Annotated in this window: 23 protein-coding genes; 10 read left to right on the forward strand and 13 right to left on the reverse strand. The window is 63.4% G+C overall.

Annotation, left to right across the window (positions count from 1 at the left end; genetic code table 11):
* Positions 1-47 precede the first annotated feature (47 nt).
* From ACQ3C8_RS13025 to ACQ3C8_RS13055, 7 genes are all read right to left on the reverse strand, one after another.
* The gene (locus ACQ3C8_RS13025) at positions 48-1166 is read right to left on the reverse strand and encodes a Re/Si-specific NAD(P)(+) transhydrogenase subunit alpha (RefSeq protein WP_428851808.1); all 1119 of its coding nucleotides are present in this window, start codon (positions 1164-1166) and stop codon (positions 48-50) included.
* A 98-nt stretch (positions 1167-1264) separates the two neighbouring features.
* Positions 1265-3250: an acetyl-CoA carboxylase biotin carboxylase subunit gene (locus tag ACQ3C8_RS13030; RefSeq protein WP_428851809.1), complete on the reverse strand. Its 1986-nt coding sequence runs from the start codon at positions 3248-3250 to the stop codon at positions 1265-1267.
* Between the two features lie 25 nt (positions 3251-3275).
* The gene (locus ACQ3C8_RS13035) at positions 3276-4784 is read right to left on the reverse strand and encodes an acyl-CoA carboxylase subunit beta (RefSeq protein ID WP_428851810.1); all 1509 of its coding nucleotides are present in this window, start codon (positions 4782-4784) and stop codon (positions 3276-3278) included.
* Between the two features lie 94 nt (positions 4785-4878).
* Positions 4879-5850, reverse strand: a complete 972-nt coding sequence (locus ACQ3C8_RS13040) for an LLM class flavin-dependent oxidoreductase (RefSeq protein ID WP_009524051.1) — start codon at positions 5848-5850, stop codon at positions 4879-4881.
* Between the two features lie 113 nt (positions 5851-5963).
* Positions 5964-6734, reverse strand: a complete 771-nt coding sequence (locus ACQ3C8_RS13045; protein WP_009524050.1) for a 3-oxoadipate--succinyl-CoA transferase subunit B — start codon at positions 6732-6734, stop codon at positions 5964-5966.
* A complete protein-coding gene (locus tag ACQ3C8_RS13050; RefSeq protein WP_009524049.1) occupies positions 6727-7683 on the reverse strand; it encodes a CoA transferase subunit A in 957 nt (318 codons plus the stop codon). The genes ACQ3C8_RS13045 and ACQ3C8_RS13050 overlap by 8 nt, the downstream gene beginning before the upstream one ends.
* A gap of 41 nt (positions 7684-7724) precedes the next feature.
* Positions 7725-9221, reverse strand: a complete 1497-nt coding sequence (locus ACQ3C8_RS13055; RefSeq protein ID WP_428851811.1) for a pyridoxal-phosphate dependent enzyme — start codon at positions 9219-9221, stop codon at positions 7725-7727.
* Between the two features lie 307 nt (positions 9222-9528).
* Between ACQ3C8_RS13055 and ACQ3C8_RS13060 the strand changes: the two genes are divergently transcribed.
* The gene (locus ACQ3C8_RS13060; RefSeq protein ID WP_009524047.1) at positions 9529-10680 is read left to right on the forward strand and encodes an ABC transporter substrate-binding protein; all 1152 of its coding nucleotides are present in this window, start codon (positions 9529-9531) and stop codon (positions 10678-10680) included.
* Between the two features lie 114 nt (positions 10681-10794).
* Here ACQ3C8_RS13060 and ACQ3C8_RS13065 read toward each other — a convergent pair whose 3' ends face one another.
* The 5 genes from ACQ3C8_RS13065 to ACQ3C8_RS13085 form a co-directional block, all read right to left on the reverse strand.
* On the reverse strand, positions 10795-12060 hold the full coding sequence (locus tag ACQ3C8_RS13065) for an NAD(P)/FAD-dependent oxidoreductase (RefSeq protein WP_428851812.1): 1266 nt from the start codon (positions 12058-12060) through the stop codon (positions 10795-10797).
* Between the two features lie 2 nt (positions 12061-12062).
* Positions 12063-12386 (reverse strand): 2Fe-2S iron-sulfur cluster-binding protein, encoded by a 324-nt coding sequence (locus ACQ3C8_RS13070; RefSeq protein ID WP_009524045.1) that lies wholly within the window; start codon positions 12384-12386, stop codon positions 12063-12065.
* A gap of 86 nt (positions 12387-12472) precedes the next feature.
* Positions 12473-13555 (reverse strand): Rieske 2Fe-2S domain-containing protein, encoded by a 1083-nt coding sequence (locus ACQ3C8_RS13075; RefSeq protein WP_428851813.1) that lies wholly within the window; start codon positions 13553-13555, stop codon positions 12473-12475.
* A 103-nt stretch (positions 13556-13658) separates the two neighbouring features.
* Complete coding sequence (locus ACQ3C8_RS13080; protein WP_009524043.1) at positions 13659-14414, reverse strand: SDR family NAD(P)-dependent oxidoreductase; 756 nt, start codon at positions 14412-14414, stop codon at positions 13659-13661.
* A complete protein-coding gene (locus ACQ3C8_RS13085; protein ID WP_428851814.1) occupies positions 14411-15484 on the reverse strand; it encodes a DUF1116 domain-containing protein in 1074 nt (357 codons plus the stop codon). The genes ACQ3C8_RS13080 and ACQ3C8_RS13085 overlap by 4 nt, the downstream gene beginning before the upstream one ends.
* Positions 15485-16150: 666 nt before the next feature.
* On the opposite strand from ACQ3C8_RS13085, the gene ACQ3C8_RS13090 reads away from it, so the two are divergent.
* From ACQ3C8_RS13090 to ACQ3C8_RS13130, 9 genes are all read left to right on the forward strand, one after another.
* Positions 16151-17284, forward strand: a complete 1134-nt coding sequence (locus ACQ3C8_RS13090) for an ABC transporter substrate-binding protein (RefSeq protein ID WP_428851815.1) — start codon at positions 16151-16153, stop codon at positions 17282-17284.
* A gap of 116 nt (positions 17285-17400) precedes the next feature.
* Positions 17401-18276, forward strand: a complete 876-nt coding sequence (locus tag ACQ3C8_RS13095) for a branched-chain amino acid ABC transporter permease (RefSeq protein WP_009524040.1) — start codon at positions 17401-17403, stop codon at positions 18274-18276.
* Positions 18273-19391, forward strand: a complete 1119-nt coding sequence (locus ACQ3C8_RS13100; protein ID WP_009524039.1) for a branched-chain amino acid ABC transporter permease — start codon at positions 18273-18275, stop codon at positions 19389-19391. The genes ACQ3C8_RS13095 and ACQ3C8_RS13100 overlap by 4 nt, the downstream gene beginning before the upstream one ends.
* Before the next feature lie 3 nt (positions 19392-19394).
* Positions 19395-20192 (forward strand): ABC transporter ATP-binding protein, encoded by a 798-nt coding sequence (locus ACQ3C8_RS13105; protein ID WP_009524038.1) that lies wholly within the window; start codon positions 19395-19397, stop codon positions 20190-20192.
* Positions 20179-20883: an ABC transporter ATP-binding protein gene (locus ACQ3C8_RS13110; RefSeq protein ID WP_009524037.1), complete on the forward strand. Its 705-nt coding sequence runs from the start codon at positions 20179-20181 to the stop codon at positions 20881-20883. The genes ACQ3C8_RS13105 and ACQ3C8_RS13110 overlap by 14 nt, the downstream gene beginning before the upstream one ends.
* Before the next feature lie 60 nt (positions 20884-20943).
* Positions 20944-21975 carry an XdhC family protein gene (locus ACQ3C8_RS13115; RefSeq protein ID WP_428851816.1) on the forward strand — a complete coding sequence of 344 codons (1032 nt, stop codon included), beginning with the start codon at positions 20944-20946 and terminating at the stop codon, positions 21973-21975.
* A 238-nt stretch (positions 21976-22213) separates the two neighbouring features.
* Complete coding sequence (locus tag ACQ3C8_RS13120; RefSeq protein WP_428851817.1) at positions 22214-22735, forward strand: hypothetical protein; 522 nt, start codon at positions 22214-22216, stop codon at positions 22733-22735.
* A 59-nt stretch (positions 22736-22794) separates the two neighbouring features.
* Positions 22795-23031: a DUF2933 domain-containing protein gene (locus tag ACQ3C8_RS13125; protein WP_428851818.1), complete on the forward strand. Its 237-nt coding sequence runs from the start codon at positions 22795-22797 to the stop codon at positions 23029-23031.
* Between the two features lie 3 nt (positions 23032-23034).
* On the forward strand, positions 23035-25257 hold the full coding sequence (locus ACQ3C8_RS13130; RefSeq protein ID WP_428851819.1) for a copper-transporting P-type ATPase: 2223 nt from the start codon (positions 23035-23037) through the stop codon (positions 25255-25257).
* 104 nt (positions 25258-25361) lie between these two features.
* Here the strand turns inward: ACQ3C8_RS13130 and ACQ3C8_RS13135 are convergent, their stop codons facing one another.
* Positions 25362-26789 (reverse strand): PLP-dependent aminotransferase family protein, encoded by a 1428-nt coding sequence (locus tag ACQ3C8_RS13135; RefSeq protein ID WP_428851820.1) that lies wholly within the window; start codon positions 26787-26789, stop codon positions 25362-25364.
* Positions 26790-26901: the final 112 nt, after the last annotated feature.

The following is a 26901-nucleotide window of genomic DNA, read 5'->3' on the forward strand; positions in this document are numbered from 1 at the left end:
TCTTGTCTCTCTTGATCTCGTAATGGGCGCGTGCGGCCGGGGCCCCGTTATTGCGCGCGTGTCACCTGGCCGTCCTTGCACATCATGCAGGCGGCGACGATGTCGTCCTCGAGGTTGATCACAAGCTTGCCTTCCTTGTCGAAGATCAGCTTCATGAAGTCCAGGATGTTGCGCGCATACAGGGCCGAGGCGTCCGCCGCCACCATGGCCGGCAGGTTGGTGTAGCCGACGAAGGTCACACCATGCTTGACCACGACCTGGTCGGCCTCGGTCAGCGGACAGTTGCCCCCCTGCGCGGCAGCGAGATCGACGACCACCGAGCCCGGCTTCATGGCCTGCACGGTTTCTTCCTTGAGCAGCACGGGTGCGGCACGGCCGGGAATCAGCGCGGTGGTGATGATGATGTCGGCCTGCTTGGCACGCTCGTGCACCAGTTGCGCCTGGCGCAGCATCCAGCTGGCGGGCATCGGACGGGCATAGCCGCCGACACCCTGGGCGATCTCGCGTTCTTCATCGGTCTCGAACGGCACGTCGACGAACTTGGCGCCGAGCGATTCGATCTGCTCCTTGACGGCAGGCCGCACGTCGGAAGCTTCAATGACGGCGCCGAGGCGCTTGGCAGTGGCAATCGCCTGCAGGCCCGCCACGCCGGCGCCGAGAATCAGGACGCGCGCGGCTTTCACAGTACCGGCAGCAGTCATGAGCATCGGCATGAAGCGCTGGTAGTAATGCGCGCCAACCATCACGGCCTTGTAGCCGGCGATATTGGCCTGCGAGGAAAGTACGTCCATGCTCTGCGCACGCGAAGTCCGCGGCGCCGCTTCCAGCGCAAACGCTGTGACCGACTGCGCCGCCATGGCACTGTTGTTGGCCGCATCGAACGGGTTGAGCATGCCGATCAGAACCGCACCGCGCTTCATCTGCGCCAGTTCGGCGGGCTCGGGGGCGCGCACCTTGAGGACGATGTCGGCGCCGAGGGCGTCAGCAGCGGAACCAATGCGTGCGCCGGCGGCTTCATAGGCGGCGTCCGGCACGCTGGCAGATAGGCCGGCGCCCGATTGCACCACCACTTGGTGTCCCTGGCTCACGTACTTTTTGACGGTTTCGGGCGTGGCGGAGACGCGTGTCTCTCCTGCCCGGGTTTCAGCGGGTATTCCGATCTGCATAGAAGCCTTCTTCGAGGTGAAATCTTCGAGATGAGGTTCAGGGCGTCCGGATGTACATCCGGACGCGGTCTCGCAAGGGTCCTGCCGCGGGGTTCAGGTCAGGAGAATTCCATGATGATGTCGTCCAGCGCGAGGGCGTCACCGCGTGTCACGAGGATCTTCGACACCATGCCGGCACGTTCGGCGCTGAGGGTGATTTCCATCTTCATGGCTTCGACGACGCAAAGCGGGTCGCCGGCAGCCACGGTCTGGCCCACTTCGGCGCTCACCGACACCACCACTGCCGGCATGGGGCTGCGCAGCTGCGTGCCGCTGGCGCCCGACTGCTTCTCGGGCATGAGCGCCAACAGTTCAGCGGCGCGCACCGACAGCACGCGCATCACGGCGCGCGCACCGGCATGCGCGAGCTGCGTGCCCTCGCCTTCCGGACGCACCTGGGCAGCCACCGCTTCACCGTTAACCGTGCCGAACCACACCGGCTGGCCCGGATGCCAGTCGGAGGCGATATCGAGCGCGCCCGAGCCATCGGCACGGCGCACCTGCCAACCCGATGCATGCGTTTCCACCGTCACCAGATGCGGCTTCTTGCCCAGCAGCACCACGCGCTGCATGGTCGCCGGCTGACCCAGGGCGCCGCGGCTACGGGCCTCGACCAGCGCGTCCATCGTGGCGGCGATGCCGACCATGCGCCATGCGAGGTCGCCTTCCGGCTCTGGCCAGCTGAAGCCGCCTTTGAATTCCTCGGCAATGAATGCGGTCGAGAGCCGCCCTTCACGCCAGCGCGGATGGTGCATCAGCGCGGAGAGGAACGGCATGTTGTGGCGGATGCCCTCGATGGCGAACGCGTCGAGCGCATAGGCTTGCGCGGCGATGGCCTGTTCACGCGTCGGCGCATGCGTGACCAGCTTGGCGATCATCGGATCGTAGTAGATGGAGATCTCGCCGCCTTCATACACGCCGGTGTCGTTGCGCACCGTCACGCCATCGGTCACGCCTTCTGCAGGCGGGCGGTACAGCGTGAGGCGGCCGGTGGCGGGCATGAAGTTGCGCGTCGGGTCTTCGGCATACACGCGGCTTTCCACGGACCAGCCATTGATGCCGATGTCTTCCTGACGCAGTTGCAGCTTTTCGCCGGCCGCGACGCGGATCATCTGCTCGACGAGGTCGATGCCGGTGATCAGTTCCGTGACCGGATGCTCCACCTGCAGGCGGGTATTCATTTCCAGGAAGTAGAACGACTTGTCCTGACCGCACACGAACTCGACCGTACCGGCCGAGTCATAGCCGACGGCCCGGGCCAACGCCACGGCTTCCTCGCCCATGCGGCGGCGCGTGTCGGGGTCGAGCAGCGGCGATGGCGCTTCTTCCAGCACCTTCTGGTTACGCCGCTGGATCGAGCATTCGCGCTCGTTCAGGTAGACGATATTGCCGTGCTTGTCGCCCAGCACCTGGATCTCGATGTGACGCGGATCGACGATGAATTTCTCGACGAACACACGGTCATCGCCGAACGACGAAGCGGCTTCCGACTTGGCGCGCGCGAAACCATCGGCCACCTCGGCGGCGGAATGGGCGATGCGCATGCCCTTGCCGCCGCCGCCTGCCGACGCCTTGATCATCACCGGATAGCCGATCTCGTCGGCAATCTCGACGGCATGATCGGCGTCACGAATCACGCCGAGGTAACCCGGCACCGTCGAGACCTTGGCTTCGGCCGCGCATTTCTTCGACTCGATCTTGTCGCCCATGGATTCCATGGCGCGCGGGTTCGGCCCGATAAAGGCAATCCCGGCTGCCGCCAGCGCTTCCGCGAATGCCGCGCGCTCCGACAGGAAGCCATAACCCGGATGCACCGCTTGTGCACCCGTACGCTTGCAGGCGTCGACGATCTTGTCGATCACCAGATACGACTCGGCCGCCGGCGCGGGGCCGATGTGCACCGCCTCGTCGGCCATCTGCACATGCATGGCGCGGCGGTCGGCATCGGAATACACGGCCACCGTCTTGATGCCCATGCGGCGCGCCGTCTTGATGATCCGGCACGCGATTTCGCCACGGTTCGCGATCAGAATTTTTGAGAACATCGTCGCCTTCGTTACCGGTAACCAGTTAAAGGGGAATATTGCCGTGGCTGCGCAAGGCACGCTTGTGCGGCTTGCCGGCCAGCCGGTCGAGTGCGGCCAGCACATGCTGGCGCGTTTCGCGCGGGGCAATCACGGCGTGCACATCGCCGCCAGCCTGCACGGCTTCCGGCGAAAGGACGCGCTGCGCGTAGGCCTGCTCCGCAACGGCATCGCCGCCCTGCCCGTCAAGGGCCAGCGCGGCGCGGGCATCCATCAAGCCGATGCGCGCCTGCGGCCAGGCCAGCACCACGTCCGCGCCCAGCGCGCGCGAGCCCATGGCAATGCCAGCCGCGCCGAGCGCGCGGCGGACGATGACGGTGACCATCGGCACCGTGGCCTGGGCGTAGGCGAACACCAGCTTGGCGGCATGGCGCGCCAGTCCGGCCTGCTCCTGCGCGACGCCCGGCAGGTAACCCGGGGTGTCGACGAAGGTCACCACGGCGATGCCGAAGGCATCGCAGAACTGCACGAAACGCGCCGCCTTGCGCGCGGCATCGCTGTCGATCACGCCAGCCAGCGTGGCGGCCTGGTTGGCCACCACACCGACCACGCGGCCGTGCATGCGCGCGAAACCGGTGACGATGTTAGCGGCGTAGGCCGCCTGCAGTTCGAAGAAGTCGCCCTCATCAGCAACCTGCGTGATCAGTTCGCGGACATCGTAGCTGCCTTCCGCGGCATCCGGCAGGAGCGTGTCGAGCACCGGCGCAAGGCGCGCGGCGTCGTCGAGACACGGCCAGGCCGGCGCACCGGCACGGTTGCCGGAGGGCAAGAAGGCGAGGAAACGGCGCAGCTGAAGAATGGCTGCGACATCATGGTCGGTACGCCCATCGGCGACGCCCGAGCGTGACGCGTGGATCTCGGCGCCGCCAAGCTGGACCGCATCGACGGTCTGGTGCGTGATGGCCTGCACCACATCGGGGCCACTGACGAACAGACTGCTGTCGTCATTGGCCATGAAAACGAAATCGAACAGTGCCGGAAGCAGGGCTTCGGCACCGGGGCAACCACCGAGTACCAGACCGACCTGCGGAATCACGCCGGAGGCGGCGGCGCTGTTGCGATACATAGCGCCATAGCCGGCCACGGCACCCATGCCGGCTTCCAGACTGGCGCCGGCAGAGTCGAACAGGCCGATGAGCGGCATGCGGCTTTCCAGGGCAAACTCCTGGAGTCGGCAAATCTTGCGTGCGTGCGCCTCATTGACCGCGGCATCGCGTACCGCCATGTCCTTCACGAACACACAGACGGGGCGGCCGTTGATCTCGCCCTGGGCGGTCAGCACGCCTTCGCTGTTGTGCGCACCCTCGCGCGTCTCCTGCCGAGTTTCCTGTGTCACGCCCATGCCAAGCGGCGTGCACGTGCCCGCATCGAGCAGCAGTTCCAGGCGCTCATGCGCCGTCAGGCGGCCCTTTGCATGCTGCTGTTCGGCCCACGCGGGATCGCCGGCGGCGTGCGGCGTGCGCTGGATACCGGACGGATTCTGATTCGCTGCCATCAATCTCTTCCTGGAAAATGAGCGCATGCTGCCATCCGGATGCACGGGGCATCCGGGTTGGCAACACGTCGCTACGGCTGGATCAGCTTTCGGATCAGCGCTTCTTGCTGGCTGCGTAGGCACGCAGCTGCGGCACGATTTCCTTGGCGATGATCTCGATCTGGTCCATTTCGTACTTGTACGGCACGAAGATCAGCTTCTGCACGCCGGCGTCGATATGTTCCTTGAGCTGTGCCACGCACTCGTCGACGTTACCCATGATCGCGCTGTCCATGGTGGACTGGCTGCCCTGGGCGATGTCGAAGTCGACGTTCAGCCACTTCATCATGGTCTCTTCAACTGCGGCGCGCGACTTGCCCACCATGATCGGCAGCTGGTTGCCGTTCATCAGCGTGGCCGGATCCTTGCCGCCTTCCTTGGCGAAGTTGACGACCTTGGCCCACGATTCGACGAAGGCTTCCGGCTTGTAGAAGTAGGTCAGCCAGCCGTCGCCTTCCAGGGCGGCGCGCTTGAGCACGCGGTCGGCATAGCCGCCGATCAGGATCGGACACGGCTTCTGGACAGGCTTCGGGAACATCACGCCGGCCGGGATCTTGTGGTTGGTCCACTCACCCTGCACCATGTCTTCGGTCCACAGGCGCTTGAGGATGTCGAGGTTTTCGCCCATCAGCTTGCCGCGCTGTTCGAACGGCACGCCCACGGCGTCGAATTCGCGCTTGTACCACCCGGCAGCCATGGCCATCAGCAGACGGCCGTTGGAGATGTTGTCGAGCGTCGACAGTTCCTTCGCCAGCACCACCGGGTTGCGCAGCGGCAGCACCAGGATACCGGTCGACAGCTTGATCTTCTTGGTGCGGGCCGCGATGGCGGTCAGCAGCGTGAGCGAATCGAGAATCGGGAAGTGCGGATCAACGCCGAGGAAGATATGGTCCCAGACCCACAGGGAATCGAAACCGAGTTCTTCCATGCGCACGCCGTACTCGATCAGCTTTTGCGCATCCGGCATTTCCGGATAGGGGGTGAAGTTGCGTGCGGCAATGCCGAACTGTCCGTGCAAACCAGCCATGTCTATTCTCCAGTCAATTCGTGTCGTTCAAGTCGGTGCATCAAGTCTTGGGGACCGCTGGCGCGGGCAGCCTGTGCTGCCAGCGGTCTCCGCAATCTCCATTTACGCCGCCATCAGGCGATGTAGAGGCGATCCGGGTCGATGGCGCGCAGTTCGGCGAGCTCGCGCTCGGTCGGTGCGCCGGTCACGGCGATTTCCTTGTCGTGCAGCATCTTGAAGCCGGTGTTGTCCTGCACCTGCTCCACGGTGACGCCCGGATGCAGCGCCACGATCTTCATGGCCCTGGTTTCCTCATCGAAACCGAAGATGCCAAGATCGGTCACCACGCGGAACATGCCGCCAGCCGGCAGGCCGCGGTCGGCACGCGAGGTGCCGCCCTCGATCCAGCCGGGGCTGGTGATGAAGTCGACCTTCTCGACGAAGCGGCGACGCTCATGCTTCATCGCCACGATCATGTTCGTCAGGCTGGCAATATCATTGCCGCCGCCGGTACCCGGCAGGCGTGTCTTGGGGTTGGCCGGGTCGCCGATGTACGACGAGTTCAGGTTGCCGAACTTGTCGATCTGCGCTCCGCCCATGAAGCCCACGTCCACATGGCCGCGCTGCAGCAGCAACAACACTTCGGTACTGCTCATCACCATGTTGGCGCGCTTGGTGCAGCGCTGTTCGTTGGTCGAGGGCGGCAGCTTGCCGGCTTCGATCATCGGTCCGAGCACGCCACCCTCGAACAGGATGGTCAGGCCCGGGCAGCGCAGGCGCTGCGCGAGGGTGGCAGCCAGCAGCGGCACGCCGACGCCGGCGAACACCACCTGCCCTTCTTTCAGCAGGCGCGAGCTCATGACCGCGAGGATTTCGGCGGCGGTGAAGTTGGCGGTATTAGTCATTCAGAATGCTCCTTCCACGACGTGCGGCATCCAGCAGCTCGCCCAGGCCAATCAGGCCCAGGTAGTCGTTCCACGACTTGGGCTGGCGGATGTACTTCTCGATGTATTCCTGCGTACCCTTGACCGGATCGCCGTTGGCCACCGAGGTGTAGTAGTCCATGTGGCTGAACAGCGGCTCATAGACATTGGTGCACTCGTGCGGCGCGGAGCCGAACGGCACTTCGACCACAGCATCGACCGTGATGAACGGGATCTTGGTCTGGTCGGGCGAGCGGCGGATCTGGTCGTTGGAAATAATGCGTTCGGTGGTCAGGATCACGCGGTTGGCGGCCAGGGCCAGATCGATGTCCATGAACGACAGGCCGTCGATCTGCGCATTGCCGTAGGCATCGCAGCGCTGCACGTGGATGATGGCGACATCCGGGTTCAGGGCCGGCACGGCCAGCAGCTTTTCACCGGTGAACGGGCAGTCGATGGTCTTGGCTTCCGGTCGCAGGCGCAGCACGTCGGAGCCCAGCATGGCGCGCATCGGCAGGAACGGCACACCCATGGCGCCGGCGCGGAAACGCATGCCCATGGCGAGGTGGCTCCATTCCTCGAACTGGGCCTTGCCGGTTTCCACGTAGTGGCGCATCACGCGCGAGATGCCCCACACGATGCCCTGGCTGAACCAGCTGGTGATGATCTTGTCGGCCACACCCGAGGCGAACAGCAGGTCGCCGTCGCTCGAGGTGATGCAGCGCGAGACTTCGAGATGCTTTTTGTTGTCGCGGATCATCTGCCAGATCATGGCCATCGGTGTGCGCGACAGCGTACTGCCGCCAATGCCGACCTTGTCGCCGTCCTTGACGAGCTTCGATGCCTCTTCCAGAGACATGACCTTTTCACGCAGACTCCGGTCGCGCTCCGCAAGCTTGGACCGCAGTTCCAGATACGGTGTGCCTTCCATGTTGCCTTCTCCTGATGTTCCTGTGCTGGCCGCCGCGCCGCTTACTGCTGGACGGCGCCCGTCCTTTCATTGAATGCCTCGATCATGCGATCCCAGGCCGGCACGGATGCCTGCAGCCCTTCCCAGAAAGCCTGGTCCTTGCGCATGTCGAACTGTTCCACGGTGATGCCTTGCTGCTCGACCCAGGTGTAGTAGCCCAGGTTGAAAATGCGCTTGCGCTCTGCGTAGGTCAGTTCGATGAGGTGATCGTCCTGCACGCCCTGCAGGTGGCGGGAGAACACTTCGCCCGCGTTCACTTCGTCAAACTTGCCAGGATAGTGGCGCTGCTCGAAATGCTCACGTTCGCTGCCATACATGGCCGAGCCGTCGGTGGCGACGGTCAGGACAGCGTGACGCTCGTCGAGGTCGAAATGCTTGGCCATCTTGATGGCGGCGATGATGTTGGCGCAACCCGAGATGCCGATGTTCGCCAGCGCGTCGACCAGTGCCGGATCGAGCTTCTGGCGCTCGATCAGATAGCGGCGGCCAGCGGCGGAGTTGAACAGCAGGTTGAGCGAGTCCGAACCGCGATCCGATACGCCAATGGCCACGTCGGTATTCATGACGTTGTGGATCAGCGGGATATGCTTGTCGCCGATGCCCTGGATGTTGTGCTCACCGTAGCCGTTGCTCAGCATGGTCGGGCACTCGGTTGCTTCCACGGCGGCGATGCGCGCGCCGTGCTGCTGCTTGAGGTAGTCGCCAGCGGCGATGGTGCCGGCCGAACCGGTGGCCGAGACGAAAGCCGACAGGCGCAGGCCCGGCGTTTTGCTCTGCACATCGCGGAAGATATGGTCCATTGCCTGGCCGGTGCAGTGGTAATGGACGATGTAATTGCTGAACTCGGAGAACTGGTTCAGGATGACGTTATCCGGCACCGTCGACAGCGCGGCGCACTCGTCGTAGATTTCCTTGACGTTGCTCTCGGTGCCCGGCGTGCGCACGATGTCCGTCAGATCCGAGACCCAATGTTCGAGCCAGTCGAAACGTTCCTGACTCATGCCCGCCGGCAGCACGGCGATGCCGCGGCAGCCGAGAATGCGCGAGATGGCCACGCCGCCACGGCAGTAGTTGCCGGTCGACGGCCACACGGCCTTGTGGGCGCGCGGATTGAACTGCCCGGTGACGAGACGCGGTACCAGGCAGCCATAGGCGGCCAGCACCTTGTGCGCGCCAATCATCGGGAAGCGGTTGCCCAGCGCCACGATGATGCGCGCCTTCACGCCCGTGAGGGCTTCAGGCAAGACGAGATAACCAGGAGTGTCGGCCAGGCCAGTGCGCGCAGCATCGTTGTACCAATGCACGCGCCACAGGTTGGCGGCATTCGGCTCATCCGGGCTCACGCCCTTGAGCGCGTCGCGCTGACGCTGCGGGATGGTTGCCGGATTGGCCAATTGGCTCAGCGTCGGCAAGCCGACGCCAATCTCGCGCAGGACATCGACTGCGCTGGCCAGTGTTTTTTCGTCTACCACCTCGGGAGACATTCCTAGTTGATCCATTTCGCCTCTCAGTTACGGGTAAATGAGCCGGCACGGTTCGTGCGTAAGCTCTGACGGGACATGTATCTGCCCAATTCGATACACAGTCTGTTGCACAGCATGCTCCAGAATGTATCGTTTTATCGTCGTACTATTGTTGGTACCTTAACACCTTCAATAGGCAAAAGCAATAGTCCTACACAGAGGGAGGTCTTGGTAGAAACCACTACAGTTGCTCGTCGACATTGCATATTAGTCATTCTATTTATAGTTTGATAGTATTGCCACGGAGGGTGGCACGACTATCTCCAGAGCAGGAGAGCAGGACGTGAAAACAACATGGATCAAACTTAGCCTCGCCGCCGCTGTCGCAACCTTTGCGGCCACGGCTGGTGCACAGTCGGTCATCAAGATCGGCGTCAATCAACCGCTGACGGGTGCCGTCGCGGCATCCGGCAACTTCGTGACCAACGGTGCCCGGATCGCGGCCGACGAGATCAACGCCAAGGGCGGCATCAACGGCGCGAAGATCGAGCTGGTGATCGAGGACAACAAGAGCAACCCGACCGAGGCCGCTGCCGTGGCCGAGAAACTGATCGTGCGCGACAAGGTGCCGGTCATGCTGGGTGCCTGGAGCTCCACTTACACGCTGTCGGTGATGCCCAAGCTCATGGAGTACAAGGTGCCGATGGTGGTCGAGACCTCGGGCGCAGACAAGATCACGACGTCGGGCAACCCGTACATCTTCCGCATCTGTCCGACCAACGACATCGAAGCGCAGAGCTTTGCGCGCCATGTCGCGCCACTGGGTATCAAGAAAGCCGACATCCTGGCCGTGAACAACGACTGGGGACGCGGCTCAGCCGATTCCCTGCAGCGCATGCTGAAATCCAAGGGCGGCTCGGTCGGCCGCATCCTGACGATGGATGCAACGGCACAGGATGTCACCTCGCAACTGTCACAGCTGCGCGGCGGCGATGCCGATACGATCTTCGTGATCACGGCGGTGGAGCAGCTCACGCTGGTGCTCAAGCAGGCCCAGTCGCTGGGCGTGAAGAAGCGCATCATCACGATGGGCGGCTCGCAAAGCCCGGACCAGCTGATCGCCCACGCCGGTTCGGCAGCCGAAGGCACGATGCACAACATGATGTTCGCACCGTGGCATCCGGAAGCGGCCGAAGATCCGGCAGCCGCCAAGGCCTTCATCGCCGAATGGAACAAGCGTAACTACGACAAGGCCGGCCTGACGGAAGGCTTCCGTGGCTACGACGGCATCCGCACCATCGCCCAGGCCGTGGCCAAGGCTGGCGCCGCCGATCCGGAGAAGATCCGCGCCGCGCTGTGGAATGTGGACTTCAAGGGCATCACCGGCCGCATCAAGTTCGAGAAAGTTGGCCCGGCAGGCAAGGAAAGCGGCCAGAGCACGCCGAACACCTATCTGGTGAAAATCAACGGCGGCAAGGTTGATCTGGTGAAGTAAGGCAGTCAGCGGTACAACGTCAACTGATTGACGGCGGGCGTGCATCGCACCCCCGCCGTTTTTTTTATGGTCCGCCGTACCGTGCGCCCGTACCGCCCGTTGCAGGGGCGTGCGTCAGGCAGCAGCCGCCTGCGCGGCCTTGGCAAATGCGGCCAGATCGAAGTCGGCGCTGCCGACCTGTTCCGGCGTGGGCGGAACAGGCATGGTGAGTACGGTGCGCGCAGCCAGGTGTTCCTTGGCGGAATTGATCGAATCGACTGCCGCCAGCCGCCCCTGCCGGAAGTGATAGACCGAGAACGGCGTATCGGCATGCATATCGCCGCGCACCACCCAGCTGTCGGCGCCATGCGAGAGGCCGGCGATCTGCAGCTTCTTGTCGTACTGGTCGGACCAGAACCACGGCACGGCGGTGAATGGCTTGTCTTGGCCCAGCAGTCCGGCCGCCGCGGCGCGCCCCTGTTCGATGGCGTTCTGCACCGATTCGAGGCGCAGCAATGTGCCATCGTCGAGCCGGCGTGCGGTGCAGTCGCCGGCGGCATACACATCCGGCGCGGACGTCCGGCCGCAGGCGTCGACCACGATGCCGTTGTCGCACGCGATTCCGGCGGCGCGCGCCAGGGCATCGTTGGCACAGACGCCGATACCGACCAGCACCAGTCCGGCGCGGTACGATTGCCCATCGGCCAGACGTACTTCGGCAATATGATCGTTGACCGGTTGGATCTCCGCGATGCGGGCATTCAGCACCAGGTCGGCGCCACGTGCGCGGTGCAGGGTCGCATACCAGTCGGACAGCACCGGCGCGAGCACGCGCCCGAGCAGGCGTGGCGCGGCCTCCAGCACGGTCACGGGCAGGCCCAGCTTGCGCGCCGTGGCCGCGACTTCGAGCCCGATGAAACCGCCGCCGATCACCACGACCGGCAGGCCGTGTTCGGCGCAGCGCCGCAGGCAATCCGACACGGCGCTGGCATCGTCACGCGAACGCAGGACACGGATGGCCTTGCAGCCGTCGGCGCTCCCGGATGACTGCCCCGGCAACTGGCGCGGGGTTGCGCCGGTCGCCAGCAACAGGCCGGTGTACTTGAGCTGCGTGCCATCCGCGAGCTGGACAAGGCGCCGCGCGGTATCCAGCGCCGCCACGGGCGAGGCCGTGCGGATGGTAATGTTCTTGCGTTCCAGCGCGGCTTCCGCGCGCATGGCCAACTGCTCCACCGCCATGTCGCCCGCCAGCCATGCCTTGGACAGCGGCGGCCGGTGATACGGCAGATGCGGCTCGTCGCCGAGCACGGTGAGCTGTCCCTCATAGCCGCCGGCGCGCAGGGTTTCACTGGCCTGCAGGCCGGCCTGCCCGGCGCCGACGATGATGATATGCGGGTCCATGCTCATACCTGCACCGGCGCCACTGTGACCACCAGCCCTTCGATGGCCGGGCTGGCCTTGATCTGGCACGCCAGCCGGCTGTTGGCCTGGCGTCCTTCGGGCAGACTGTCGAGCAGGTCCAGTTCATCTGCCGAGGCAGGCGACAGGTCGGCCAGCCGCGCTTCTTCCACATAGCAGTGGCATGTCGCGCAGACGCACGAGCCGCCGCATTCACCCACGATGCCGTCGACACCGTTGGCCACGGCACCCTGCATCAGGCTCCACCCTTCCGGCAGACCAAGCGTCAGCGCTTCACCTGCCGGGTCGATATACGTCACATTCACCATCTCACTCTCTCCACGTGGGGCCCGCTGGGCGGAGCGCGGCACTGGCCGCATTCCGCCCTCCCGGACAATCGCGTCCAGGCCGCCGGTCAGGCGCTCGCGGTTTCCAGCTTGACCGGGATGGCACCGATACCACCGGCCTGTTCTTCTTCCGCGATCATCTGGTCGATCATTTTACGCATGCGGCGCGGCGCGGCATCGATGCCGAGCACGATACGCTTGTAAGGCTTGCCACGCGCGGCTTCGCGCTCCTCTTCAAGCTGGATGCGCTGGAGCACGACCTTGTCTTCATTGAAGGCGCGGTCCATGTCGGCGGTCAGCTCGGCTTCCATCTCGAGTTCATCGGTGCGGAAGTTGCGTACGTGGAACCAGTGCTGCAGCACGGTGCGCTCGTCCACCGGCGTGAGCAGGTGGCAGGCAAACATCTGCACGCCCTCATGGCGCTTGTCCATATCGGGAATGGTGCCGGTCAGGCACGAGCCCATGTCAATGGCATAGAAGCACGGCGCCGTGTAGTTGTAGTAGTGCCAGCGATCCACGTTGGCGGTGAACTTGCCATACTTGGAGAACAGCGGAATGGCGGGCGCATCGCGGATCCAGCGCCACACGATGATGCTGCGGTCGCCGTACTCGTTGTTGACCGGCACGGTGGCGCCGGCCGGCGTGCCGAGCGTACTCGGGTGGACGAAGGTGACGTGCGCGGGATCGAGCAGGTTGTCACACAGTGACAGGTAGTTGCAGTCGATGCGCAACGTGCCACCCTTGACCGCGCGCCAGTTCGGATCGTCGTACTGCGCGATATGAAACAGCTTGGCCGGATCGGCGAGCGCGGGATCGCCCATCCAGATCCACGCGAGGCCGTACTTCTCTTCGACCGGATAGGCGCGCACCACGGCGTTGCCCGGAATGATCTCCTGACCGGGGATGCGCACGCATTTGCCCGAGCAGTCGAAGGTCATGCCGTGGTAGCCGCACTCGATGGTGTCACCCTTCAGCTTGCCCAGCGACAGCGGCGCCAGGCGGTGCGGACAGGCGTCCTGCAGGGCGGCGATCTTGCCGTCTTCGCGGCGATACACCACGATGGCCTCTTCCAGCACCATGTGGCGCGACAGCTCGCGGCCGATGTCCTCGGCCCAGCCCAGCGGGTACCACACGTTTCGTACGTATTTCATGGGGATCTCCTGTTACCGCTCAGCGCTAGCGCCACGTTCTGGCAAGTGGTCAGTAGGCTGAGTATTACATCAAAAAAAACGATCCGCGGGGTGCGATCACCGTTTAGTGATAGTACGCGCCGCCATCGACGATAAGCGTCTGCCCGGTGATGAAGCCTGCGTCCGGTCCGGCGAAGAACGAGACCGCGCCCACCACGTCGGCCGGCACCATGTCGCGCTTGAGCGCACGGCTGCGAACCGAGAAACCGGAGACCTTGCTGGCCAGCTCGGGGTTCTGGTGCACGCCGTCGCTGAGCGTAAAGCCCGGGCCGACACTGTTGACCAGGATGTTGTGCTCGCCCAGTTCGGTGGCCAGCGTGCGCGTCATCGAGACAATCGCGCCCTTCGAGGCGACGTAGTGCAGCATGCCGGGGTTGCCCTTGAATGCCACCGCCGAGGAGATGTTGATGATGCGCCCGCCACCCTGCTGGCGGAACGCCGGCAGCACCGCGCGGCAGCACAGGAATTGGCCGATGACGTTGACATCGAACATCTTCTTCCAGTCGGCGACCGTCAGCTCTTCGAACGGCTTGATCTGCAGCGTCGAATAGATCGCGGCGTTGTTGACCAGCACGTCGATCTGGCCAAAGGCTTCCAGCGCCGCGGCAGCCATGGCGGCCGTATCCTGCTCGCTCGACACATCGGCCGTGACGCCGATGGCCTTGTGGCCAGCCTGCATCAGCTTGTCGGCTGCAGCCTGCGCGCCCTTGAGGTCGGCGATCACGATGGATGCGCCTTGCGCCGCCAGCGATTCACAGATGGCATAGCCGATGCCCATGGCGCCACCAGTGACGATGGCAACCTTCCCGTTCAGTCTCATTTTGACTCCTCTCCTCGTTTAAACAGTGCCGCGGGCGGACAGTAGTGCCCGCGGCCAATGGGTGCGCCTGCGCCATTGCGGTGCAGGATCGCCAGATTGATGATCGGCGGCGTGCCGCTCGCTGCAATACGGTCGGGATCGATCACGCCGGTCTGCGGATTCAGGATCGTGGACGGACGCGTCGTCGCGTCGGCCGGCAGGAACGCCGCCCACTCTTCCAGCAGCGCCGGCGCATGCCGCAGCGCCTGGCCGCCGAAACCGCAGGCATCCACCACGGCGCTGTCGCCGATGGCGCCAAGCGACTGCGGTGCCTGGTCAGGCTGGAAATACACGCCGACCGGCGGCGGTGCATCGACCGTGCGCCAGCGGTCCTCGCCGCGCAGGCGGATGCCGAACTGCAGGCCGTTGCCACCGATGGCCGTCAGCGCGCCGCCGTCGGCACGCACCTTCCAGGCGCTCCAGGCCATCCACACGCCCAGGGCGAAGCCCGGATTGGTGCGGATATCGGCGACCAGCGCCTCAGGCAGGCCGGACAAGGCAGCCAGCAGGCGTTCATTCCCCGCCATGGTGCGCGCGTGGCAGTCGTCGCCCTCTTCCAGCGCCGCGCGCATCAGTGCGTGCGGATCCAGCGGACGCTGGGCCAGCAGCGGATTGAAGGCTTCCGCCACGGTGGCACACCAGTCGCGGGCGCGCGCCACGCAAACCGGATCGTCCGAACCGAAGCGCAACGCGGGCGGCGGACCCTCGCTGATCGGCGCATAGGTGGTATGCGTGCCATCGCTGACTTCGAAGCACCACATGCTGGGAGTGACCACCTGTGCCAGCGGCACGACCAGGTCGACGTCCTGCGCGGGCGCGAGGCGCAGCGCCCCTTCGTCCAGTAGGCGCGCGGCTGTGGCGGTATCCGCCGCCAGGCCGCCGATCACCGCGGCCTGCAGCGCGGTGTTGCGCACCGCCTGCGGCGGCTCGCCGGCATACGGCGGACCAGCATGGAACAAAGTGTTGCGGGGAAGATCTGGCTTGGCATCGCCAAATCGCACCACCCGGGTCAAACGTGCCGTCTTGCTCATACCTGCCCACACTCCTTCGCCGCCCTGAGCGGCCTGATGGTGATTGCCTTGCTGTCTGTTGTCGCGCGTTGCTTGCGTGTCGTCGTTTACTGCATGGATGCCACAGCGGTGCGCCATGCTGGCGCAGGGCAATCGTCCATATCGGTGCAACTTGCCCCGCGCTTGCGCGTCCTGTCACCACTTCGCCCACTTCCTCGGCGATCTTCTCGCGCCGCTGGTCTCGCGTGTGCCGCAGACCAGCGTGGCAGCGGCGGGCACGCCGCACCATTGATCCTAAGATACCATTTATAGAATATTAGTAAATAGATTCCCAGAAAAATTTACAGCATACTGAGCATCTCTCTCCGGCACGCTATTTGCATATAACACCTCGCAACACGCAATAGAATGCACATCTGCACCAGCTTCACGTGATCCGTGATTCGGTGCTACTCTGGGTCTTCTTCCGCCCCACATTCGCGCGGGCAATCGGGCACCTACCACCACATATCAGTACAAACCATAACTGGGGTCAAAAGGTATTGATATATAGTCATTCTATTGTTAGATTGATAGTGCTATCTAACATAGCGTCGTTGCGTTGTTCATTCGCGAAGTTCCGTTGTTGTTTCATTGGTATGGCATGACACACGAGGAGAAAGCAGCATGAGTAAGGCATTTTTTAGGATGACACTGGGCGCGGCAGCAGCTTGCTTTGCGTTCAGCGCGGGAGCCCAGTCGGGCGGGGTAATCAAGATCGGGGTCAACCAGCCGCTGACTGGCGTGGTGGCTGCCTCCGGTAATTTCGTGACCAACGGCGCCAAGATCGCCGCTGACGAGATCAACGCCAAGGGCGGCGTTCTCGGCAGCAAGATCGAGCTGGTGATCGAGGACAACAAGAGCAACCCGACGGAAGCGGCCAACGCGACCGAAAAGCTGATCGTGCGCGACAAGGTGCCGGTCCTGATGGGTGCGTGGAGCTCGACCTACACGCTTGCGGCCATGCCCAAGCTGATGGAATACAAAGTGCCGATGGTGGTGGAAACCTCCAGCTCGGACAAGATCACCAACATGGGCAATCCGTACGTGTTCCGGATCAGCCCGACCAACGGCATGGAAGCGATGAAGTTCAAGCGCTTCATCCAGCCGATGGGCATCAAGAAAGTTGACTTCCTCGTCGTGAACAACGACTGGGGCCTGGGCGCCGCCCAGGAGTTCGGCAAGGTCCTGAAAGAAAATGGCGTTTCCGTCGGCCGCACGCTGAACATGGACGCCGCAGCCCAGGACATGACGGCCCAGCTGTCGACCCTGCGCGGCAGCGATGCCGACACGCTGTTCATCACCACCGGCCCGGAACAGATGACGCTGCTGCTCAAGCAGGCGCAATCGCTCGGCCTGAAGCGCCGCATCATCACCACCGGCGGCACGCTGCCTGACCAGCTGATCGAACAGGCCGGCTCCGCAGCCAACAACACCTACCACGATGCCTTCTTCACGCCGTGGTTCCCGGAACTGTCGTCCAACGCCGCTGCAGCCAAGTACTTTGTTGGCGAGTGGAAGAAGCGCGGCATCAACCCGAACGGTATGCCGGAAGGCGCACGTGGCTATGACGGTATCCACACCATCGCTGCAGCGATCGCCAAGGCAGGCGCAGCGGATCCGGAGAAGATCCGCGCCGCCCTGTGGGAAGTCGAGGTCAGCGGCCTGACCGGCAAGGTCAAGTTCAATAAGGCCGGCCCTGCTGGCAAGGAGAGTGGCCAGAGCATCCCCGACACGCATATCGTGAAGATCGAGAACGGCAAGATCGTTCGCACCGAGTAAAGCATTAGGCAAAAACGGACTGCCCTTGCCTGGCCGGGGCAGTCCTGCTTCACCTCATATCGCGGATCCAGCGCCTTTCGCGATTGCTTCGTCCCCAGGCGCGTGCGAGAACATCAGTGGACCAACTCACTCAGCACATTGCAAATGCGCTGATCCTTGGCGGGACTTACGCCCTCCTTGGGATCGGACTGACATTGATCCTCGGGATCATGAAGGTCGTCAACTTCACGCACGGCGAACTGTATGCCTTTGGCGGTTTCATGGCGTACTACTTTGCTGCGCAGCTTGAATTGAATTTCTTCGTTTCATTGGCTTTCTCGATCATGCTGGGCATTCTGCTCGGCGCCATGATCGAACGGATACTGCTGCGTCGCATGCGCGGCGCAGATATCGATTCCACCATGATCGTCATGATCGGGTGCTGGATCGCCATGCAGAACTTTGCCCTGCTGATCTGGGGCGGCGTTGCCAAGTCCGTCCCCACGCCCTTCCCCACCGAACCGCTCATCATCGGCCCGGTCGCCGTGTCGTGGCTGCGCGTGTTCGTGCTGTTCGCGGCGGGCGGCCTGATCCTGGCAACCTACCTGCTGATGCACAAGTCGCCGCTCGGCAAGGCCATGCGCGCCACCTTCCAGGACCGCGATACCGCCTCGCTGATGGGCATCAACGTCAACGCGATCTACACCGCCACCTTCGCGCTCGGCTCCGGCCTGGCGACGGCAGCCGGTGCGCTGCTCGGTCCGGTGTTCGTGGTCACCACCACCATGGGCAACATGGCCGCGCTCAAGGCCTTTGCCATCGTGATCCTGGGCGGGCTCGGCAACATCCAGGGCGCCGCGATCGGCGGCTTCATCCTGGCGTTCGCCGAAGAGCTTGGCTCGGGCTACATCTCGTCGGGCTACCGCGATGCCATGGGGTTCATCCTCATCATCCTGGTGCTGATGTTTAAACCTACTGGTCTGTTCGCCACGCGCGGGGAGAGAATCGGATGAAAAACGTCTGGACCATTATTATCCTGGCGGTACTGCTGACCGTGCCTCTATGGCTCACTGACCAGTACTACCTGCATATCGTCATCACGACCGGCATCTTCATCGTGGGCGCCATGAGCCTGAACCTGCTGCTGGGCTATACCGGGCAGCTGAGCCTCGGCCACATCGCGTTCTTCGGCATCGGCGCCTATGCCAGTGCACTGACCTCGCTGGGCTTCAACATCCCGGTGTTCTGGAGCGACGAGTACCGCATCATCGTCGAACCGTCGCATCCGGCGCTCGGCATCCTGATCGGCACGGCGCTCGCCGGCCTGTGCGGCTACATCGTCGGCAAGCTGTCGTTCAAGATCCGTGGCGCGTACTTCGTGATCGTGACCGTCAGCTTTGCGGAAGTCGTGCGCCTGGTGGCCCTCAACTGGGTTGACCTGACGCAAGGCCCGCTGGCACTGAGCAACATCCCCCCGGCCGGCTACAACCTGCCGCTGCTGGGTGAAGCCACGTTCTGGGCCAAGACGCCGAACTACTACCTGGTGCTGGCACTGGCGCTGCTGTCCTACGTGCTGATCCGCCGCATCGTGCATTCGCGCATGGGCCGCGCCATGATCGCCCTGCGCGAGAACGAATCGCTGGCGACTTCGATCGGCATCGACGTGACGCGCTACCTGGTGTTCGCAGCAGTGATGTCGGCGGCCCTCGCCGGTGCGGCGGGCGCACTGTATGCCCACTACATCCGCATCATCGATCCGGACATCTTCCTGTTCATCTACACGGTGACGATGGTCATCATGGTGGTGACGGGCGGCAAGGGCACCCTGGCCGGTCCGATCGTCGGCGGCATCATCTTCGGCATCTTGCCGGTGGGTCTGCGGACCGTGGCTGGTCCCGAAGTACAGTGGATCGTCTACGGCATCGCCATGATCCTGATCGTGTTCTTCCTGCCGCGCGGCATCGTGCCCGCCGTGGTCGACTGGTGGTACCGCAAGACCGGCAAGGCGCCGACCCATACGCGTACCCAGCCGCCCTCGCAGAACAACACCGATGGCAAGACCGAAGGTAACTGGAACGGTGCCGCCAGCGAAGCGATGCTGACCTCCAAAGCTCTTTCCAGGGATTAAGACATGACCCAGGCAACACAGAAAAAAGCAATTCTGTCGATCGACCATGTGGCAGTGCATTTCGGGGGTCTGGTCGCCATCTCGGACATGACCTTCGACGTCAAGGAAGGCGAACTGCTCAGCCTGATCGGCCCGAACGGCGCCGGCAAGACCACCGCCTTCAACGTGGTAACCGGCTTCCTGCGTCCCACCAAGGGCGAGGTGCATTTCCGCGGTATTCCGCTGCACAAGCTGAAGCCGCATGAGATCGCCAGCACCGGACTGGTGCGGACCTTCCAGAAGACCAGCCTGTTCACCACCAATACGGTGTTCGAGAACGTGCTGACCGGCCTGCACCGTCACGGCAATGCCTCGCCGTGGGCCACGCTGCTGGCCCTGCCGAGCATGAAGCGTGAAGAGGCGCAGTTGCGCGAGAAGGTCTGGGAAATCCTCGACTTCATCGGCATCGCCCATCGCGCGAACGAACTGGGCGGCTCGCTGCCCTACGGTGAACAGCGTCTGCTGGGCGTGGCCGTGGCGCTCGCCGCCGACCCGTCGATGCTGCTGCTGGACGAACCCGCAGCCGGCATGAACCCGTCGGAAACGGCGGACTTCATGACCCTGCTGGCCAAGATCCGCAAGCGCGGCATCTCGATCCTGCTGGTGGAGCATGACATGCCGCTGGTGATGGGCGTCTCGGACCGTATCGTGGTGCTGAACTACGGCAAGATCATTGCCAACGGCACGCCGGCCGAGATCCAGGCAAACCCCGAGGTGATCCAGGCTTACCTGGGGCAAGGAGTGAAACATGCTGCAGCTTGAAAACGTCGTCTGCCGCTACGGCAAGGTCGAGGCGATCAAGAGCGTCTCGCTGGAAGTCAACAAGGGCGAACTGGTGACCGTGATCGGTGCCAACGGCGCCGGCAAGTCCTCGACCCTCAAGGCCATTTCCGGCCTGCTGCCGCCGGTGAGCGGCCGCATCCTGTTCGAAGGCGAGGACATCACCCATGCCTCGCCGCAGCGCATCCTGTCGATGGGCATCGCCCATTGTCCGGAGGGCCGCCGCGTGTTCCCCCAGATGACCATCCAGGAGAACCTCGAGATCGGCGCTTACCGGCGCAAGGATGCGGCGGGCATTGCCAGCGACATGGAGAAGATCTTCAATGATTTTCCCAAGCTCAAGGAGCGTCGCCAGCAGGCTGCCGGCACGCTGTCCGGCGGCGAGCAGCAGATGCTGGCCATCGGCCGCGCGCTGATGTCGCGCCCCAAGCTGGTGCTGTTCGACGAGCCCTCGCTCGGCCTGGCCCCGAACATCGTGGAGAAGACCTTCGAGGTGATCCGCAAGGTCCGCGCCGACGGCGCAACCGTGCTGATGGTGGAACAGAACGCCTACGCCGCGCTCGACATGTGCGACCGCGCCTATCTGTACGAATCGGGCACGATGGCCCTTGCCGGTACCGGCAAGGACATGATCGACGACCCGCATGTACGCAAGGCCTATTTGGGCGGATAATGGGGAAGCACCCTGGCGCAGGGCAACCTGCGTCAGGGATGCGACACCAGACCGGACGCGATGGATAGCATTGATCTTGATGTACTGAAGACCGCCGTGCACTGGCACCAGTCGGGCCACAAGGTCCTGATCGGTACCGTGGTAAGGACCTGGGGCTCGGCCCCCCGGCCCGTGGGCGCAATGATGGCCATCCGCGGAGACGGACACATCAAGGGCTCGGTATCCGGCGGCTGCATCGAGGACGACCTCATCGACCAGATGCGCAAGGGCGAGCTTGACTACCGGACGCCCGACCTCGTCACCTATGGCGTCGGCGGCGACCAGGCCCACAAGTTCGGCCTGCCCTGCGGCGGCACGCTGCAGGTGCTGCTCGAACCGGTGCGCGACGAATCCTGCCTGCCTGAGCTGGTGGCCACGCTCGAGCGGCGCGAACTGGTGACGCGCTCGGTAGACATTGCCACCGGCCATGCCACGCTCACGCCCAGCCACTCCGGCACCGGCGTCGTGTTCGACGGCACGCATCTGATTACCCAGCACGGCCCGCGCTATCGCCTCGTCATCATCGGCGCGGCGCAGGTTTCGCGCTACCTGGCCGACATCGCCACGGCACTCGACTACCAGGTGATCGTCTGCGACCCGCGTGAAGAATATCTGGATACGTGGGACGTCAGCGGCGTCGAAACCTCGCGCGAGATGCCCGATGACCTGATCCTGCGGCTCGAACCCGACAGTTGCACCGCCATCGTCACGCTCACGCACGACCCCAAGCTCGATGACATGGCGCTGCTTGAAGCGCTCAAGTCGCCAGCCTTCTACGTCGGCGCCATCGGCTCGCGCCTGAACAACCAGAAGCGCCGCGAACGGCTGGCGCTGTTCGACCTCACGCCGGACGAAATCGCCCGGCTGCATGGCCCGGTGGGCTTGCATCTTGGGGCCCGTACCCCGCCCGAAATCGCGGTCTCGATCATTGCCGAGATGACTGCCCTGCGCAACGGCGTGACCGTCACGCAGAAGAAGGATGAAGACGTCGTTGAAGGCGATGCCTGCCCCATCCTGACCCGCCCACCACGCATTCTCTCCAGGGCTGACTGACGCGAAAGCCGTAGCCGGCTGCCCGATCATGGATCGGGTCGCCGCTGTACGTTCCGAAGATGTCAATCTCCTGACAGCTTTGTAATCCAGCAGTCATCTCCCGGTTGCCTATACGTTCTATATTGCAGTCGTGGGCGCCTCGCCCACGTCATGGGGACGTGTGGCGCCGCCACGCCGGCCTGTGTGGACGGACTCCGCCGAGAAGGACTGCACCGTGAAATCATCCAAACCCTGGGCCATGGGCGTGCTCGTGATCACGACTGCCTTTGCCGCATGCGCGCAGACGACTGCCGAACATGCGCAGCATCATCCTGATGGGGCCGCCACAGCCAACACTCGGCCCGCCCCCGCCACACCAGAGGCGCAAATGTCCGCCATAGACCGCCAACTGCGCCTGATGCAAGACATGAGCCGCAAGCTCGCCAACGCCAGAACGCCGCAGGAAAGGCAAGCCTTGATGACAGAGCACCGGAAAACCATGCAGGACAGCATGCAGATGATGGGCCAAATGCAGGATATGCCGATGCCCGGCATGGGCATGAGGGGCGATGGGATGATGATGGGCGCCGGGATGGCTGGCGGGCCCGCCAGCTCGCCATCGGCGACGCCAGGCGGGGCAGCGCGGCGTGCCCCGGGCATGGGGCCGCAGATGATGGAACGGATGATGCAGCGGCATGCCATGATGGAAAAGCGCATGGAAATGATGCAGGCCATGATGCAGATGATGATGGAGAGCATGCCGGCCGCGCCCGCCCGATGACCAACACAGAGGTAAAAGCGCGATAGGCGCTGGAGCGCCGTTCCGACAGGAAGCAGGCAATGAACTCATCCAGACATCCCGACGAACCGCACGTATCGCCGCGGCGGCCGCTCATGCTGGCATGGGTGACCTTGCTGCTGATCGCGGTGTTCTATCTGCTGCGAGAACACTGGGGACATGTTCTGGGCTGGTGGCCGTACCTGCTGCTGATGCTCTGCCCGCTGATGCATCTGCTTCATGGGCATGCAGGACATAGGCCCAGGCACAAACGCCATCACGCAGAAAACGGACGCTGAACCGTGGATCACGGCCACCCCCGCCACACGCATGCTCCTGACAGCACCGCAGCCGCATCGCCTGCTGGCGCGGCGGCGTCCCCACCTGGGTCGACTGGCACCCTGTACACCTGCCCCATGCACCCGGAGATCCGCCAGGACCATCCGGGTACCTGCCCGAAGTGCGGCATGACGCTGGAACCCCTGATGCCTTCGCTGGAAGAGGAAGAAGGCGCTGAACTACAGGACTTCCAGCGGCGTTTCTGGTGGACCTTGCCGCTGACGCTGGCGGTCACCCTGCTGGCCATGGCCGGGCACCGGCTTCCTGGCCTGGCGATTGGCGTGCGGACGTGGCTGGAATTGGCACTCTCCCTGCCGATCGTAATCTGGGCGGGCATGCCTTTTTTCATACGCGGCTGGCAATCGGTAGCCAACCGCAGCCCCAATATGTGGACCCTGATCGGCCTCGGCACCGGCGCTGCTTTCCTGTACAGCGTGGTGGCCACGGTTGCACCAGGGATCTTTCCCGCATCGCTCACCTCGATGGGACGCGTCGGAGTGTACTTCGAGGCCGCGGCCGTCATCATTTCCCTGACGCTGTTAGGACAAGTGCTCGAGCTCAAGGCACGCTCACGCACGTCGGCGGCGATCCGCTCCCTGCTCGGCCTCGCTCCCAAGACAGCGCGCCGCATCCTGCCGGGAGGCGGCGAGGAAGACATTCCGCTGAATCATGTGCATGTCGGCGACCTGTTGCGCGTCCGTCCTGGCGAGAAAGTCCCCGTGGACGGCAAGGTCGTCGAAGGTTCCAGTGCCGTGGACGAATCAATGCTCACGGGAGAACCCCTGCCGGTCAGCAAACGGCCCGGGGAGCCGCTGATTGGCGCCACCCTCAACACCAGCGGCGCCCTCATCATGCAGGCCGAACAAGTGGGCGCGGGCACCGTGCTGGCGCAGATCGTACAGATGGTGGCCCAGGCGCAACGCTCCAAAGCCCCCATGCAACGCATGGCCGACCAGGTGGCCGGCCGGTTCGTGCTGGCGGTAGTGGCGGTCGCCGTACTCACATTGCTCGCCTGGGGGCGCTTCGGTCCCGAGCCCAGCTGGGTTTACGGCCTGATCAACGCAGTGGCGGTACTCATCATCGCCTGCCCGTGCGCCCTGGGACTTGCCACGCCCATGTCGATCATGGTCGCCACGGGCCGCGGTGCGACGCACGGCGTGCTGTTCCGGGACGCGGCGGCCATCGAGAACATGCGCAAGGTCGACACGCTGATCATCGACAAGACCGGCACCCTCACTGAAGGCAGGCCAGTATTCGAACAGGCCGTGGCGGCCGCAGGGCATACCGAGGCGGACATCCTGCAGCTCGCGGCGAGCCTCGATCAGGGCAGCGAACACCCCCTGGCCGATGCCATACTGCGTGCGGCCCGGCAACAGGGCCTGACGTTCCATCAGGTCAGTCGGTTCGAGTCGGCGTCGGGGATCGGCGTCACCGGCGAAGTGCAAGGCCAGCGGCTGGCACTGGGCAACACGGCGTTGATGGAGCGCGAGGGCGTGGATGTGTCAGGCCTGCACGCGCGCGCGGAGGTGCTGCGGCAGCAGGGGGCCAGTGTCATGCACCTAGCGGTGGACGGGCGGCTGGCAGGCGTGCTGGCCGTCTCCGACCCCATTAAGGCCAGCACCCCCGAAGCGCTGACAGCACTGCACAGGGCCGGCATGCGGGTCATCATGGCCACGGGCAATGGCTGGACGACCGCGCGAGCCGTAGGGGCGCGGCTCGGCCTGGACGAGGTGCATGCCGAAGTAAAGCCGGCAGACAAACTGGATCTGGTGGCACGGTTGCAGGCCCAGGGCCACATCGTGGCGATGGCCGGCGATGGCATCAATGACGCCCCGGCGCTGGCCAGGGCCGATGTCGGCGTGGCCATGGGTACGGGTACCGATGTCGCCATGAACAGCGCGCAGGTGACACTTGTCAAAGGCGATCTGCGCGGCATCTCCATCGCGCGCGCGCTGTCGGTATCCACGGTGCGCAACATGAAGCAAAACCTGCTGTTCGCATTGCTCTATAACGCACTCGGCATCCCGGTCGCGGCTGGCGTGCTGTACCCATTCACTGGGTGGCTGCTGTCGCCGCTGATCGCAGCCCTGGCCATGAGCTTGAGCTCGGTCTCGGTCATCGGCAACGCGCTGCGCCTTGCAGGACCCTCCGCGGTTGCCGGTACGCTGCCGCACCGGCAACCATGAAATCAAGATCTCGTCTCTAATGAAACGAATAGCCTCCCACAGCCTTTTTTGTTGCTGCTATGGGGTTGGATAGCCGGCCAGCAGGCCGGCCGAGCAGACTACGGCTAAGCCTTTACTTGGGCAGCAATGACATCATTCAACGCTGCACATGCAGCGCCAATACTGTCAGCTCGAAGATTCGTGATGCTAAGAATGAACCCTCGCTTAGCATGAGTAGCATCGGTATACCAAAGTGATAGGGCGGAGGGCGCTAATCCTAGCTCTCTTGCCTTGGAGACCAGCATTGCGTCATTGGCGGTCTCGGGAAGGCACGCGACTAAGCCGAGGCCCGACCTGAGGATCACAGGGAATGTCTTGCTTAAATGGGTCAACGCACATGCCCTACGTTCGCAATATAGATCTTTCATCTGGCGCAGATGACGTAAGAAATGACCATCTGCTAAAAACTCAGCAACCGCTAATTGGGTAGTTCTATTGGGAGCAGGTAACATCACGGCAGCAATTTCGACAAACTGCTCGGTGAGCATTTTAGGTACGACCACGAACCCGAGACCGAGAGACGGGCTCATCGTTTTACTAAACGTACCAATATGGATGACACGTTGAGCACCTTCACCTGATGCAAGGGCCGGTGTTGCGCGACCATCAATTTGCAACTCACCGAGGTAGTCGTCTTCGATGATCCATGCGCTTTGTGTCTCAGCCCAACCCAGCAAGTCTCGCCTCCGTTTAGGAGACAATGTCACTCCCAATGGGGCTTGCTGGCCGGGAGTCACCAATGCGACTAGGGCATCAGAAGCTCGCGTTATGCCCTCCTCGACACGAAGCCCTTCCGCATCAACCGGAATGGGCTCAACCGTTAAACCTGCAAGCTCCAAGACTCGCCTTCCCAATGGGTAGCCAGGCTCCTCCATCCAAGCTTTTTGGCCACTTGCTTGCAGCGCCGTTAACGTCAGCATCAAGCCAGACCGATAACCGCTTGTGACGATGATTTGATCTGGATGGCATTGAATCTGCCTGCTTACAGCCAAATGGCTTGCAATTTGCGATCGGAGTCCAGGTTCGCCACGAGGATCAGCATAGGTAGTGTAGGAAAGCGCATCCGCACGTACTGCCCGCGCCCGCATGCGCTCCCATGTCTTGAATGGGAAAGCATCCTGTGCCGGAACCCCCACCTGAAAAGGAAGCGGAGCACTTGAGTACGGTCGTGTAAAGCCAGCCAGAGGACGGTCCAAAACTTCCTCATGCTCGGACGGCATCGGGGGGAGTTTGGAACACACCCAAGTCCCCGAGGAGCCAGCCCCGAAAATCAGGCCTTCATCGGCCAGGCGATCACAGGCTACGCGAATCGTACCGCGTGCAACGCCAAGCTGGGCTGCCAGGGCCCTATCTGAGGGTAATCGACTCCCCGCCGCGAGTATTCCCTCGCGGATGGAGGAATGGAGACTCGTATAGATCTGCTCTCCGATTGGCGCAGGATGAGTCCGCTCAACTTGAATCGAAACCGAGGCGGGCTTTTTTGGATCAGTCATTACACTGTTTCTTGGACCTTTTATTCCTGACTCCCGGATAGTAACTTTGGTCCTCGCATTCGTCGTCCGAGATCCGTGACATTGAATGCGGAGCCTAGCGTCATTTGCCCCT

The sequence above is a fragment of the Imbroritus primus genome, assembly GCF_964332355.1.
GTDB classification, from domain to species: domain Bacteria; phylum Pseudomonadota; class Gammaproteobacteria; order Burkholderiales; family Burkholderiaceae; genus Imbroritus; species Imbroritus primus.